Raw genomic sequence first — 12,864 nt, forward strand, 5'->3', positions numbered from 1 at the left:
ATATCCCCCTCTCGCTTTCAGAAACTATAATTTCACTTTGAATAACTGCCAGTTAACTTCGCCTCGATAATATATCTATCTGGTGCATCCCCTATATAATCAAATGGGTAACAAGTTGTCAGTGTTAATATCGGTTCTTCTTTTTTTATAATAACAGTACGATCATCCGCATGAGTAATCCATGTCTTTTGAATTTCATATGTGTACGTTTTATTATCATACTCTAAAACAAGGGTATCCTTTTCTTTCAACTCTTCTAAATCTGTAAATACAGTATCTCGATGTCCACTCAGTACAGTATGTCCCCCTCCAGATGGAGTTGTCGTTAAATCACTAACGAACATACCCACTCCTTTTTTCAAAGTCGTATCATCTGCTCCCCAATATATAGAAAACTTCTTCTTTATTTTCGGTATGTTTAACATCGCTACCTTTTCTCCTTCTTTATGTTCTGTTTGAGAAGAAGGCACTTGAGAAGTTACAGGTGTTTCATGAGAAAGTTGAGTATCTTGTATATTTTTAAGGCTCTTTATTTCTTCTGCCGTTAATTGCCCGGCAGAGCTTTTTCCTTTATACCATTCCACAGCGTAATAGGATCCCATGAATAGGCCTATAGCCATCAATATGATACCGATATAATTGAGTAACTTCATTCTTCATTCCTCCATGCCAAAAATGGTAGGAGTAACCTACCATTTTTAATATATGAAATTATCCCATTCTTTATAGGAAAATATTTTATTTACGCTTTAATCTTATTGCGACGATTCAAACCAAATAATGTACCTACCGCTACAAGACATGCACTTAATCCCATCATTGCTACATTATTTGATGCTGTATTTGGTAATTTTTCACCTTGTACAACTGGCTTTGCTTCTTCTTTTTTAGCTACTTCATTCTTTTGCTCGGCTTTTATCGCTGCTTCTTTTTTGGCCATATCGTTTTTTAACTGTTCTTGCGCTATTCTCTTTTTCTCTTCTTCACTTTTTTTCTCAGCTTTTATTGTTTCCTCTTTTTTAGCCATATCATTTTTTTCTTGTACTTGTGCCGCTTGCTTTTTCTCTATTTCACTTTTTTGCTGTTCCTTAATTGCTTCTTCTTTTTTAGCTTTATCCTGTTGTACTTGCCCTTCTTCTTCCTTTGTTACTGTTCCAGTATCCGCACTCGCTACTGAAGAATATCCTACTGTTAAAAGTGCCATTGCACAAATTGGTAATAGTTTCTTTTTCATTTTCACTCTCTCCTTATATTTTATTCACATCAACTCGCATCGGATGTATTACTAGAATAAGCAAGAGATATAAATATAAGATGCAGATGAAATATATTTCATTTAAAGATTTCATTGTAGAAAAAGAAAAAAACATCGCAATATGTACGATGTTTTTTTCGGGTGTGTGTCTCAATTATTTACATGTTACTTTCGCGTGATTTGGAAGTAGAACGGGCCGGAGCGATAACTAATTGTCTCGGCTCAGTTTTCTTGAAGTGATTTTTGACGTTACACTTACGACGTTGAACAACCCACGCTTTAATAGGGTTTGTTAAAATAATCTTTTGCTCTTCGTTAGGGGCCTCTTCTTCAAACCTACAACTCTCGCTCCATTTATTCCATTTCATTGTAAATTTAGAAGAAGAATGATCATCTTCACGATCAAACAAGTGCAAAAAATCCATTTTTCCATCTAGCATTACGGTGTTACTAGTCGCTAAAAAAGAAAAGGTCGTCCAACGTTTCTCCATGCCCTCCTACTCCTTTTTCACATATAGAGTGCCTAAAACTTAATTTACCTAAAATATGCTTGCCTTTTACCTTACACCCATAGTTTATCCAAAATGCTCTTATGCAACTATCGATTTGCCTTACAACTACCTTACATTTTTGTAAGAAACAAAAAAACCTTCACTCTATATAATGAAGGTTTCTTACTTTTTATCTATATGATCTCTCATATCATCAAGTCCAGCTTCTTTTAGCTGCGACATCATACCGTGCGAAATTGCTCCTAACACTAAAGTCATTCCAATTAATGAAATACGAATCGCAGGTACATCAATTACGTAAGCCAACAGGCCAAGAACAATTGTTAAAAGTAATGCTTTTATAAATGTTACACTTGTGTACTGTTTCTTCTTCATCATATTCACCCTTTATGGAAGCGTTCTCTTAATGTACTTAGTATATCATATCATCAGATGATTTTGTCGTTATCTTTGTAAAAAATTACTATCTCCTTTGACTTTTTCTATTCTATCCTTTACAGTCGAAATGTTCATAAGTTTTACACTGTAGGAGGATTACAATGAATATTGAAATAAAAGACACTTTAATTTCTGAAGAACAATTACAAGCAAAAGTTAAAGAATTAGCACTTCAAATCGAACGTGACTTTGAAGGAGAAGAAATCGTAGTTATCGCAGTATTAAAAGGTTCATTCGTATTTGCTGCTGATTTAATTCGTCACATCAAAAATGATGTAACAATTGACTTTATTTCTGCATCTAGCTACGGAAATCAAACAGAAACAACAGGAAAAGTGAAACTACTAAAAGATATCGACGTAAACATTACTGGGAAAAACGTAATTGTTGTAGAAGATATTATCGATTCTGGTTTAACACTTCATTTCCTAAAAGACCACTTCTTTATGCATAAACCAAAAGCACTCAAGTTCTGTACATTACTTGATAAGCCAGAACGTCGTAAAGTAGACTTAACAGCTGAATATGTTGGCTTCCAAATTCCAGACGAATTCATCGTTGGATACGGTATCGACTGTGCGGAAAAATATCGTAACTTACCATTCATTGCTTCAGTTGTAACGGAATAATCGTATAACTTAAAAAATCGATAGTACATAAAATGTATATCGGCGATTTTCAAAATATATCGACCGTAACTCAAATTATATCGGCGATTTTTTAAATATATCGACTTACCGACAATAACTGACAATCTTAGCACCCAATTAATAGGGAGAAGCTGTTCTAAAATACATGGGAACAGCTCCTTTCTTTCCATTTACAAACTACAGGGAGAGATGAAATATGACAAAGACAAAATTTGAAAAAGTACTCCTCATCGTAAATCCGAAAGCTGGTCAAGGTGACTTACATACAAATTTAACGAAAATCGTACCACCTCTTGCCGCAGCTTTTCCTGATCTACATATCCTTCATACGAAAAAACAAGGTGATGCAACAAAATATTGCCAAGAGTTTGCTAGTAAAGTAGATTTAATTATCGTCTTTGGTGGTGATGGAACAGTATTTGAATGCACAAATGGCTTAGCACCTCTCGAAACTAGACCTACACTTGCAATCATTCCAGGCGGAACTTGCAACGACTTCTCTCGCACACTTGGTGTTCCGCAAAACATTGCAGAAGCGGCAAAACTTATTACAAAAGAACACATAAAACCAGTTGACGTTGCAAAAGCAAACGGACAACATTTCTTAAACTTCTGGGGCATTGGACTCGTATCTGAAGTATCAAACAATATTGATGCAGAAGAAAAAGCAAAGCTTGGTAAAATCGGTTACTACTTAAGCACAATTCGAACTGTCAAAAATGCTGAAACATTCCCAGTAAAAATCACTTACGATGGACAAGTATATGAAGACGAAGCTGTCCTTGTCATGGTTGGAAATGGTGAATATCTTGGTGGTATTCCATCCTTTATTCCAAACGTAAAATGTGATGACGGAACACTTGATATTTTTGTAGTCAAATCAACAGGTATTCAAGCATTTAAAGATTACATCGGAAAGAAACTATTTGAAGACTCAAATGAAAATGACATCTTCCACGTAAAAGCGAAATCCATTCATATTGAAACGAAAGAAGAAAAAGAAGTAGATACAGATGGAGAAAGTTCGCTTCATACACCTTGTCACATTGAATTATTACCAGGACACTTTACGATGATTTATAATCCTGCGGTTGTGTAATAAAAAAACGAGTGCTAGCACTCGTTTTTTCTCTTCTAATCTAGTTATATTGTTGGATCATTTCCTCTATTTCTTTAACTCTCTCTAAAGTAATTCCATTTCTTTGTTCGATCGCTAAAGGATGCTCGGTTGGCTCTAATTCAACATACGGTGCCATTCCAACTTCTCTTATATGTACATTTGTTTTTAAATTTAATGTTTCTGGATAAACTGGTATTTCTACAGATAACCAACCAAAATAAGGATCACTATTTTCTCGGCCTCTCTCATCCCACTTTTCTAATACTTCATCATAACTTTCTTTACTAAGTGATACCCACACAGTCCAAATAAAATTTTCGTGGTAATCAATGATAGGAATCTCTAAACATCCTCTAATAAAATAGAAGAATGGCTTGTTTGCATACTCTAGTTCTTTTTATGTACAATGAAGGAAAGAAGTACCTTCATATAAGGGAGAGGACAAACTTTGTTCAACCAACAGTTAGTTAATTTACGCATTGATTTTGCATTTAAACAATTGTTTGGTACGAATGGTAGCGAAGATATTCTAATTGCATTTTTAAATGCTATGTTACAAGAGTCTTTAGAGTCGCCCATTGCTTCTCTACAACTAGAAGATCCACATTTACACAGGGAATATGAAGAGGATAAGTTATCTATTTTAGACATTTCAGCGACATTAGACACAGGAACAAAAGTCAATGTAGAAATACAACTCAATAATAATCACGATATGGTTAAACGCAGTTTATATTATTGGGGAAGACTATACACATCTCAACTACAAAAAGGGATGCCCTACAGTGCACTTCACAAAACCATCACCATAAACTTACTAAACTTCGTAATGTTTTCGGAACACCCAGCCTTCCAAACAACAAGCATATTATGGAATACACAACAACAAAAACTCCTGAGTGACGACATTGAAATCCACATTATAGAAATTCCAAAGTTAACTGAACAATGGCATGAAGAAAAAGTAAATCCGTGGAAAGATCCATTTGTTCGTTGGCTTTTATTGCTTTCAGCAAATGAGGATGAGCACTTAACTAAACTATTGGAGGATATTGCTATGAACCAAGACCCTATTTTACAAAAAGCGATAAATAAATGGGAACGTATGAGTCAAGATTCATCTTTCCGACAAGCCTATGACGCAAGGGAGAAAGTTTTAATGGATGAAGCAGCAAAATTCGCCCATGCAGAGACAGAAGGAATAAAAAGAGGAATGGAACAAGGGATGAAACAAGGAATTAAAAAAGGCATTGAAAAAGGCATTGAAAAAGGCATTGAAAAAGGCATTGAACAGGGCATTGAACAGGGCATTGAACAGGGCATTGAACAGGGCATTGAACAAGGTCGAAAAGAAGGAGTTCAGCAGGGAAAAATTCAAATGATTAAAAATATGTATGATCTTGGTATACCACTTGAAACGATTGCTAAGGCAAGTAAATTAAGTTTGCATGAGATTGAGCATATTTTAGGACATAAATAGTGATAAAAAAAGAGCTTGAATAGTTTCAAGCTCTTTTTTTATCAACTCTCCTCAATATCATCCAATTGAGTCTTATAACATTCATCACACTCTGGCCTAGTAGGAAGAATCCCTCTGTCATCAGGTAATAAAACCCTGAAAACTTCTCGATCCATCTCTACGAAAGACTTCATAATAATGGGATATCCTTCAATAATATTCGTATACTCAATCCCTTGTTCAAACTTTTTTCCGCTCTTTATTTCTTCTATTATGGTACAAAAAACACTATGCGCGAATTCAGGATCCATATTTAATGCTATTTGTAAATCTTGATGATTAAAGTTATCTCTTAGACCATGCGTATGATAATTAGCATGGATGCCATCAATATCTTCTGCTAATATGCTATGCATGTACCATCCATACTCTTGTAGCATATTTTCTTCCCATTCATCTGCATCCTCTTCTAAATCTTCATCAAACAAATTCGGATCATACCACACGTCCTCGTAATCTCCAGCAATTAAAAATCTCCAACCAGGTGGTAACCCTAAATACTTCTTTATTTCAGGTGCCCATTCATCAATATGTTGAACGTGTAACGGAAGAAAGAAATCTTCTTCTGTCCCCATTTCTTCACCAGCCCAAATGTACCAACCTGTCGTTCCATTTTCTACAGACATTCGTAACCCATTAATCGGTGCGATACCATCTTTCACATTTTGCGCTATTCCTAATTTCAATTCATTCGTAGATTCTACATACTCCGCTTTATATTTATCACATATACTCCTCTGTTCTTTTATGTATTTTTCCATCCTTTTAGCACACTCCCCAATTTTTGAAAGATAGATTTCTTTGCCGAAGCACTCTCTAACTTCCATACCCCACACGGATTATAAAATGGATCCTCTTGTTCATAACGATTATCTATATAATGAGATAAAAGATACACTGGAGCATCTTCTGTGAAACTAATTGTATCCCCATCTTTCAAATTAGGTTTTTCCAATATATTATGTAGGTTAAAATCATTTAATAAATTTACAGCTACTTCCGGATCTATTCCTCCGTCTAAAACAACGTCTGGTAGATTAAATGCTTGCATTCCACATGAATAGTAGCCGTCCTCTTCATCTCCAACTAAAGTTACAAGGTGCGAATACATCGGGAATATTTCCTTATTCTCTGTAAGCTCTTGCCATTCTTCTTTCGAATAAGCCACACCTGCTGTTTCAACTTTTAAAGCAAGTCCACCTGCATTTAAAAGTTCCATTCCTACATCAATTACTTCTTGTACTCTCTCTGTATCGTCAACTTTTGCAATAACATACACTGTATAAGTATGCTTCTCCAACTCCTGAAGCAATTCTTCATCAAAACGCTCACCACTTGCATAGAAGAAAGCCTCTCTCAAAGAAGGGTCTTGTTCATATATATCAAATTCAAAGCCAATCCCTTTCTCCTTATGGTGCATAACATTTCCTGCTAACATATAGTTACTTTTACTCACAACTTCTTGTATTAATTCTGTTCTATCTTTCCATAAACCAGGTACTCCAATAACGATTTGTGTCTCCATCATATGCACTCCACTTCTCATCTATTTTCAATCTATTCTTTCAATCTTCCAAACTAAATTAGCTGGGATATCTTTCTCTAAGAAGGTTAACATCCGTACAGTTTAGGCATCCTACTATGATTAAAATCTCCAAATATAACACTCCATGTGTACATTTATATTTATTTTCGTTTACATACTATTGTTATTCATAATCCATTTTAGCTAATAAACAAACGAAAGAGAACTAGGTGGATTAATGTTTACTTAAAAATAAAAAGTCCGAAACTATATAAAGTGATTTCGGACTTTTTATTTTTAAAATATTAAATTACATTTCGAACAAAAAGGAGCTGAATTTCCTCTTCTAATTTTCGTATCACATTTTGGACAATATACATATCGTTCCTCTACCTTTTGTCGTTCTATCATGTGTAAGGATACTATTTTCATACTGCACATAATTCCAATTAAGATAAGGCTAAAAATGAGTAGCACAACGCTCTTCCTTCCTTAACTACTTACCTATATTTTACCATTAAATAAAGATAATTTTATACTTATAATCCTATCTTGTCCTTCATACTGGAAGAAACTTTCTTTACTTCTATTTACTCATCAGCGTGATTCTTTTTTGTCTATATAAATAAAGAATACCTGTAACTATAAAAACAATCACGCCAAAATACACGCCATATTCTATCGCGATCGCTACAATACTTTCAATATGTTTTCCAAATAAAGCACCGAGCACAAAGTAAACGAGTGTCCAAACAAATCCTGTCGTATAAGAATACAAAGCATACGTCTTAAATGACATGTTATTCATTCCAACTAAATACGGTACGATATGTCTTACAACTGGTATGAAGTAACTTGTGACTAACGCATAATGACCATACTTCTCTACCATTTGTTGAGATTTCAAAAGATATTTCGCCTTTTTCTTTTTCATTAGCTTATCAAGTACTTTCGTACCAAATATTTTCCCTAATATATAACCTAAAGAAAGCCCAGATACAACACCTAAATATGTTAATAAAAATGCAGGAATGACACTTAATATCCCTAGTGAAGATACAAAGCCACCACTCATTACGATCATTTCGTCTGGAATTGGCATACCGATAATACCTAACCATAAACAGAAAAATAATGCCCAATAACCGTATTGTTCAATATAAGATAATAATTCATGTAATTCCATTATGCATATGCTCTCCTTAGCTCTTTTTTACAGCTAAAGATGTACGCTGGTGGGAAATTGAGCCACACTTTCTCTAGCGTAATTTCTGGAAAGAAGTGCTGTATAAATCCTTTTTTCACAAGTGAATATTGAAATGTAATAAATTCACCATTCTCATGTATCCCTTCCATTACATTGTTTAAAATACGCTTTGAAACTTCTTCTGGTAAAGAGGTAAAAGGTAATCCCGATAAAACGTAATCCACGCATTCTATATTGAGATCTTCTATATACTTTTTTATATTTTCGGCTGAACCGTGTACAACAATGACGTTCTGCTCATCTTTAAATTTTCTCTTTAGCTCCTTGCAAAACACTTCATTAATTTCAATAAGAAGAAATATTGTTTCCTTCTTCTTTCTCTTCATAATTTCTTTCGTAAAGACTCCTGTACCAGGACCTAACTCTACAATGCATTTCGCTTTATTAAAATCAATTACATCTACCATTTTCTTTGCTAATATTTTTGAACTTGGCGCAATTGCACCAGTATGTTTCGGATGTTTAATAAATTCATGTAAGAATGTTATGAGTTGCATATAAACCTCTCCTCATTCGTTCAATAGTTTTTAACTTGTTTCTAAGTATAACTATTATTTCTTAACAAAAATTGAGGAGATTTCTTAAGATTTTATGAAGAATGAAAAAACAGCTACCGCTTATAGCGATAGCTGTTCCCTTATTATTTCGCACTCACAATTTTATAATAAGAACGAACTGTTATGAAGTAATATCCGATATAAATGACGCCATATACTCCGATACTAATTAGGAGCGGAATCATGATTTCGAATGGTAGTAAGTTCGCTAAACCTTTTAGTGCGAATAAGCTGTGCAAGATTCCGATGACTAACGGAATCGCAAAGATAAAGCTTACTTGTTTTGCGATAGCTTTTTTCATTTCTTGTTTCGTTACACCGACTTTACGAAGTACAACGTAACGCTCACGGTCAGCATTTGCTTCCGTTAATTGCTTAAAGTAAATGATAGAACCTGTTGCTAGCAAGAACACAAGACCTAAGAACATTCCAATAAACATCATTAATCCTGTTCCTTCAAGCCCCATATGGAAACCAGTATAGAAATCTCTAAACGGTGGGACCATTTCTGATTCACCAGCTGGCATCACTTTTGTTAATTTTTCTGTTAACACTTTACTATCTTTTTCATCTTTTACATCAATATTTTTTACAACGCGTGTTCCAAATGCTTGCTTCGCTTGCTCATACATTTCATCTGAAACGACAACAACTAATTCCCCTAAATTTGTAATCGCAACGTCATTCGCATCTTGGATTTTTAATTGCTTCGTTTCGTTTCCGATTTGGAATACTGCTTTGTTTCCTTTATATTGCGGGCTAAACTCATGCCCTTCAATGTACGAACTATCATATATAAATGCTTCACCAGCAGCTACACTCACTGTTTCCGCATCAATTTTTTTAGCAAGTTTATTAAATTCTGACTGAGACATAAACTGATACTTCTCTGAAATCGTATAGTTCATATTCAGAATGAAATCAACTTTCTCTCCTTCAAACTTCCCTTTTACAGGAACTGTCTCAATTTCAAATTGATCTTTGATTGGGTGATCTTGCTTCTCTTCTGCAAAAATCGCATTTACTTTCTTATCAAGCTCTGCATCTTTTTTCTCATAAGAATAGCTGTATGGTGCGGCTGCTTTTGATTGCGTAAATGTGTTGTAATACATCGTAACTGACGTACCAACCGCTGTTAATGTTACCGCACTTAAAATAGAAATTGTCGCAAGTGACTTTGCATTTCCTTTAATACGGTATAGTAACTGTGATGTTGTTACCATATTCATGCCGTTATAAAACGATGATTTATTATTTCTTGCACGTTTTAATACGAATACTGTAAAGAACATAAATAGTAAGTACGTACCTAATACTGTCGCCAGTAAAATGTAAAGTGCGACTGTCATAAAGTCTGCATACTTAAGTGCCTTCACGTACATTAACGCTAAGAAATAACCTGAACCGATTAAGAAAACGGAAATGAATGCCATCACTACTGATCCTTTTGGCATTGCTTCTCCTTCACGTTCCGCTCGGAAAAGTTCAATAAGCTTAAATCGGTAAATTAAGCGATATCCTTGAAGTGATGTATACAAAATAATCACAAAGAAAATAAGTGCTGTATCAACAATTGCTGCCATCGGTACTTCAAAATGAACATTTAAATTTAATCCCATCATGCTTACTAGCAGTTCAAGGAATAATTTTGAAAGGACACTACCGATCGCAATCCCAATTACTAATGACATTAATCCCATTAACATATTTTCATAAAAGAGCATTTTACCAATTTGTCTTTTCCGAATACCTAGTAAAGAATATAATCCAACTTCTTTTTTACGCTTCCTTGTAAAGAATCCGTTCGAATATATAATAAACACTGCTACGAAAATGATAAGCATCACACTGGAAACTTGAAACGCACCGCTAATCTTTTTAGAAGCTTCTGCTGCTTTTTCCATTTGTGAATTATATTGCAGTGCTTTAAATGTGAAATAAATAACGATACTAAAAATCATAGATGCAAAATATACAAAGTAGTCTTTAAAGTTCCGCTGTATGTTGCGGAGGGCAATGCTAGATAAGGTCATCAGCCATACCTCCAGAAATAGAAGACATTACGTCAACAATTTTTTGGAAGAACTGTTTACGCGTCGATTCACCGCGGTGTAATTCTTTATAGAGTTCACCATCTTTAATGAAAATAACTCGTTTACAATAACTTGCTGCAAATGCATCGTGCGTTACCATTAAAATTGTTGAGTTATCATATTCATTTAACGACTTCATACTTTCAAGTAAATCTGTTGCAGATTTAGAATCAAGTGCTCCAGTTGGCTCGTCTCCGAAAATCATACTTGGATTCGTAACAATTGCACGCGATGCTGCACAGCGCTGCTTCTGCCCACCAGATACTTGATATGGGAACTGACTTAAAATATGATCAATACCGAATTTCTTTGAGATTTCAAGAACGCGGCGATCAATCTCACTCGCTTTCACCTTTGATAACGCAAGTGGTAAAGCGATATTCTCTTTCACCGTTAACGTATCTAATAAGTTATAATCTTGGAAAATGAAACCTAAATGATCACGGCGGAATAACGCTAACTTATCATCATTCATCTTTACAATATCTTTTCCATCAATTAAAATTTCACCGTTCGTCGCATTATCAATTGTAGAAAGAACATTTAGTAAAGTCGTCTTACCAGAACCAGAAGGTCCCATAATTCCAACGAACTCACCTTCTTTTACTTGTAAGTTAATACCTTTTAACGCTGCAAATTTATTCCCACCCGTGTCGTACACTTTTTCAATATTTTTTGCTTCTAACACTGTTTTCATCTCGACATCCCTCATTTCTTCTATTCTCTATTTTCAACTATATACACTCTCTACTCTTGCCACTATCGATGTTTCTTACACAAACATGACAGTTATGTAAGACGCATAAGTAAAGATATAAAAATTTAACCTACTGAACAAAAGTACTTTGTTACTATAACATTGGGATATCATACCATCCATTCATTCTCCTTACAGGAACATTACAATTTTGTAAGGTTAAAAATGTCCCCTACAAAGTTGTGCACGAAATGTCGGATGGAGCTATTTCGTTCCTGCTATTCTATGTACAGAGGAGGTCATAATATGGATTCACTTAAAAATATGAATACTGCAATGCGCTATATTGAAGATAACCTTACGAATGAAATTGATTTTAAAGAAGTTGCGAGGCTAGCTCTCTGTTCTGAGTATCACTTTAAAAGAATGTTTTCGTTTTTAGCAGGTATATCACTATCTGATTATATTCGCTGTAGACGTCTTACTCTTGCTGCCTTTGAACTAAAAGATAGCAATGCAAAAGTCATTGATGTCGCTATAAAATATGGCTACAACTCACCAGATTCATTCGCTCGTGCATTTCAAAACTTGCACGGTATAACACCTTCTGAAGCCCGAAATAGTAGCCGTTCTTTGAAAGCTTATTCACCAATGACCTTCCAGTTATCCATTCAAGGAGGAAATGAAATGAACTATCGAATTGAAGAAAAAGAGCCATTTCGAATTATAGGTATTACAAAACGAGTACCAATTGTTTTTAACGGTGTAAATGAAGAAATTGCTTCTATGTGGAAAAGTTTAAACCCAGAGTCTATTCAAACATTAAAGTCCCTTTCAAACATTGAACCTACTGGAATTATTAGTGCTTCTACTAATTTTTCTGAAGGAAGAATGGAGGAAAAAGGCGAACTCGATCACTATATTGGAGTAGCCACAACAAAGGATTGTCCAGAGGAGTTTAAACAACTTGAAGTTGCTGCTTCAACATGGGCTATATTCGAAGCTGTCGGTCCATTTCCTGATGCACTACAAAATGTATGGGGACGTATTTATTCTGAATGGTTCCCTTCTTCGAACTATGAACTAGCGGAAGGACCGGAGATATTGTGGAATGAAAGCAAAGACGTATCCTCTCCGAATTTCAGAAGCGAAATATGGGTACCTGTTTTAAAAAAGTAATATAAGAGTCTAACCTTTTCAAAATAAAGAAGCTACTCTTCCTTTTTAAAGG

The 12,864-nt window shown here is 34.7% G+C and carries 15 protein-coding genes and 1 pseudogene; 4 read left to right on the forward strand and 12 right to left on the reverse strand.

Annotated features, from left to right (window positions below; translation table 11 throughout):
• Positions 1-32: 32 nt before the first annotated feature.
• The 4 genes from EBQ15_RS04685 to EBQ15_RS04700 all read right to left on the reverse strand — a co-directional run bounded on the left by EBQ15_RS04685 (position 33) and on the right by EBQ15_RS04700 (position 2,145).
• Entirely contained in the window at positions 33-653 is a 621-nt protein-coding gene (locus EBQ15_RS04685) for a class D sortase (RefSeq protein WP_000771572.1), read from the reverse strand.
• Between the two features lie 89 nt (positions 654-742).
• The gene (locus tag EBQ15_RS04690) at positions 743-1,234 is read right to left on the reverse strand and encodes an LPXTG cell wall anchor domain-containing protein (RefSeq protein WP_000728025.1); all 492 of its coding nucleotides are present in this window, start codon (positions 1,232-1,234) and stop codon (positions 743-745) included.
• Between the two features lie 179 nt (positions 1,235-1,413).
• On the reverse strand, positions 1,414-1,746 hold the full coding sequence (locus EBQ15_RS04695) for a hypothetical protein (RefSeq protein ID WP_000415613.1): 333 nt from the start codon (positions 1,744-1,746) through the stop codon (positions 1,414-1,416).
• A gap of 183 nt (positions 1,747-1,929) precedes the next feature.
• On the reverse strand, positions 1,930-2,145 hold the full coding sequence (locus EBQ15_RS04700) for a hypothetical protein (protein ID WP_002001286.1): 216 nt from the start codon (positions 2,143-2,145) through the stop codon (positions 1,930-1,932).
• Between the two features lie 161 nt (positions 2,146-2,306).
• Here EBQ15_RS04700 and hpt point away from each other — a divergent pair, with 161 nt between their 5' ends.
• Positions 2,307-2,834: a hypoxanthine phosphoribosyltransferase gene (gene hpt / locus EBQ15_RS04705; protein WP_001019295.1), complete on the forward strand. Its 528-nt coding sequence runs from the start codon at positions 2,307-2,309 to the stop codon at positions 2,832-2,834.
• 217 nt (positions 2,835-3,051) lie between these two features.
• Positions 3,052-3,954 (forward strand): diacylglycerol/lipid kinase family protein, encoded by a 903-nt coding sequence (locus EBQ15_RS04710; protein WP_000167901.1) that lies wholly within the window; start codon positions 3,052-3,054, stop codon positions 3,952-3,954.
• Positions 3,955-3,994: 40 nt separating this feature from the next.
• Here EBQ15_RS04710 and EBQ15_RS04715 read toward each other — a convergent pair.
• Positions 3,995-4,339, reverse strand: a pseudogene (locus EBQ15_RS04715) (DUF2199 domain-containing protein); the annotation flags it as partial.
• Between the two features lie 84 nt (positions 4,340-4,423).
• Here EBQ15_RS04715 and EBQ15_RS04720 point away from each other — a divergent pair.
• A complete protein-coding gene (locus EBQ15_RS04720) occupies positions 4,424-5,455 on the forward strand; it encodes an Rpn family recombination-promoting nuclease/putative transposase (RefSeq protein WP_000483123.1) in 1,032 nt (343 codons plus the stop codon).
• A 41-nt stretch (positions 5,456-5,496) separates the two neighbouring features.
• Here the strand turns inward: EBQ15_RS04720 and EBQ15_RS04725 are convergent, their stop codons facing one another.
• From EBQ15_RS04725 to EBQ15_RS04755, 7 genes are all read right to left on the reverse strand, one after another.
• The gene (locus EBQ15_RS04725) at positions 5,497-6,255 is read right to left on the reverse strand and encodes a DUF4262 domain-containing protein (RefSeq protein WP_000417367.1); all 759 of its coding nucleotides are present in this window, start codon (positions 6,253-6,255) and stop codon (positions 5,497-5,499) included.
• A complete protein-coding gene (locus tag EBQ15_RS04730; RefSeq protein ID WP_000449856.1) occupies positions 6,240-7,019 on the reverse strand; it encodes a DUF4261 domain-containing protein in 780 nt (259 codons plus the stop codon). The genes EBQ15_RS04725 and EBQ15_RS04730 overlap by 16 nt, the downstream gene beginning before the upstream one ends.
• Before the next feature lie 297 nt (positions 7,020-7,316).
• Positions 7,317-7,496 carry a hypothetical protein gene (locus EBQ15_RS04735; RefSeq protein ID WP_001986677.1) on the reverse strand — a complete coding sequence of 60 codons (180 nt, stop codon included), beginning with the start codon at positions 7,494-7,496 and terminating at the stop codon, positions 7,317-7,319.
• Between the two features lie 109 nt (positions 7,497-7,605).
• The gene (locus tag EBQ15_RS04740; protein WP_000418924.1) at positions 7,606-8,205 is read right to left on the reverse strand and encodes a DedA family protein; all 600 of its coding nucleotides are present in this window, start codon (positions 8,203-8,205) and stop codon (positions 7,606-7,608) included.
• Positions 8,205-8,783, reverse strand: a complete 579-nt coding sequence (locus EBQ15_RS04745) for a class I SAM-dependent methyltransferase (protein WP_001176052.1) — start codon at positions 8,781-8,783, stop codon at positions 8,205-8,207. The genes EBQ15_RS04740 and EBQ15_RS04745 overlap by 1 nt, the downstream gene beginning before the upstream one ends.
• A 143-nt stretch (positions 8,784-8,926) precedes the next feature.
• Positions 8,927-10,876 (reverse strand): ABC transporter permease, encoded by a 1,950-nt coding sequence (locus EBQ15_RS04750; protein ID WP_000176175.1) that lies wholly within the window; start codon positions 10,874-10,876, stop codon positions 8,927-8,929.
• A complete protein-coding gene (locus EBQ15_RS04755) occupies positions 10,863-11,633 on the reverse strand; it encodes an ABC transporter ATP-binding protein (protein ID WP_000859655.1) in 771 nt (256 codons plus the stop codon). The genes EBQ15_RS04750 and EBQ15_RS04755 overlap by 14 nt, the downstream gene beginning before the upstream one ends.
• Positions 11,634-11,939: 306 nt before the next feature.
• Between EBQ15_RS04755 and EBQ15_RS04760 the strand changes: the two genes are divergently transcribed.
• Complete coding sequence (locus tag EBQ15_RS04760) at positions 11,940-12,812, forward strand: AraC family transcriptional regulator (protein WP_000377726.1); 873 nt, start codon at positions 11,940-11,942, stop codon at positions 12,810-12,812.
• Positions 12,813-12,864: the final 52 nt, after the last annotated feature.

It is taken from the genome of Bacillus sp. 2D03 (genome assembly GCF_003946765.1).
GTDB lineage: Bacteria > Bacillota > Bacilli > Bacillales > Bacillaceae_G > Bacillus_A > Bacillus_A cereus.

Coding starts and splice junctions, on each gene's coding strand:
- EBQ15_RS04685 (WP_000771572.1), bottom strand. CDS start 653: ATGAAGTTACTCAATTATATCGGTATCATATTGATGGCTATAGGCCTA.
- EBQ15_RS04690 (WP_000728025.1), bottom strand. CDS start 1,234: ATGAAAAAGAAACTATTACCAATTTGTGCAATGGCACTTTTAACAGTA.
- EBQ15_RS04695 (WP_000415613.1), bottom strand. CDS start 1,746: ATGGAGAAACGTTGGACGACCTTTTCTTTTTTAGCGACTAGTAACACC.
- EBQ15_RS04700 (WP_002001286.1), bottom strand. CDS start 2,145: ATGATGAAGAAGAAACAGTACACAAGTGTAACATTTATAAAAGCATTA.
- hpt (WP_001019295.1), top strand. CDS start 2,307: ATGAATATTGAAATAAAAGACACTTTAATTTCTGAAGAACAATTACAA.
- EBQ15_RS04710 (WP_000167901.1), top strand. CDS start 3,052: ATGACAAAGACAAAATTTGAAAAAGTACTCCTCATCGTAAATCCGAAA.
- EBQ15_RS04725 (WP_000417367.1), bottom strand. CDS start 6,255: ATGGAAAAATACATAAAAGAACAGAGGAGTATATGTGATAAATATAAA.
- EBQ15_RS04730 (WP_000449856.1), bottom strand. CDS start 7,019: ATGGAGACACAAATCGTTATTGGAGTACCTGGTTTATGGAAAGATAGA.
- EBQ15_RS04740 (WP_000418924.1), bottom strand. CDS start 8,205: ATGGAATTACATGAATTATTATCTTATATTGAACAATACGGTTATTGG.
- EBQ15_RS04745 (WP_001176052.1), bottom strand. CDS start 8,783: ATGCAACTCATAACATTCTTACATGAATTTATTAAACATCCGAAACAT.
- EBQ15_RS04750 (WP_000176175.1), bottom strand. CDS start 10,876: ATGACCTTATCTAGCATTGCCCTCCGCAACATACAGCGGAACTTTAAA.
- EBQ15_RS04755 (WP_000859655.1), bottom strand. CDS start 11,633: ATGAAAACAGTGTTAGAAGCAAAAAATATTGAAAAAGTGTACGACACG.
- EBQ15_RS04760 (WP_000377726.1), top strand. CDS start 11,940: ATGGATTCACTTAAAAATATGAATACTGCAATGCGCTATATTGAAGAT.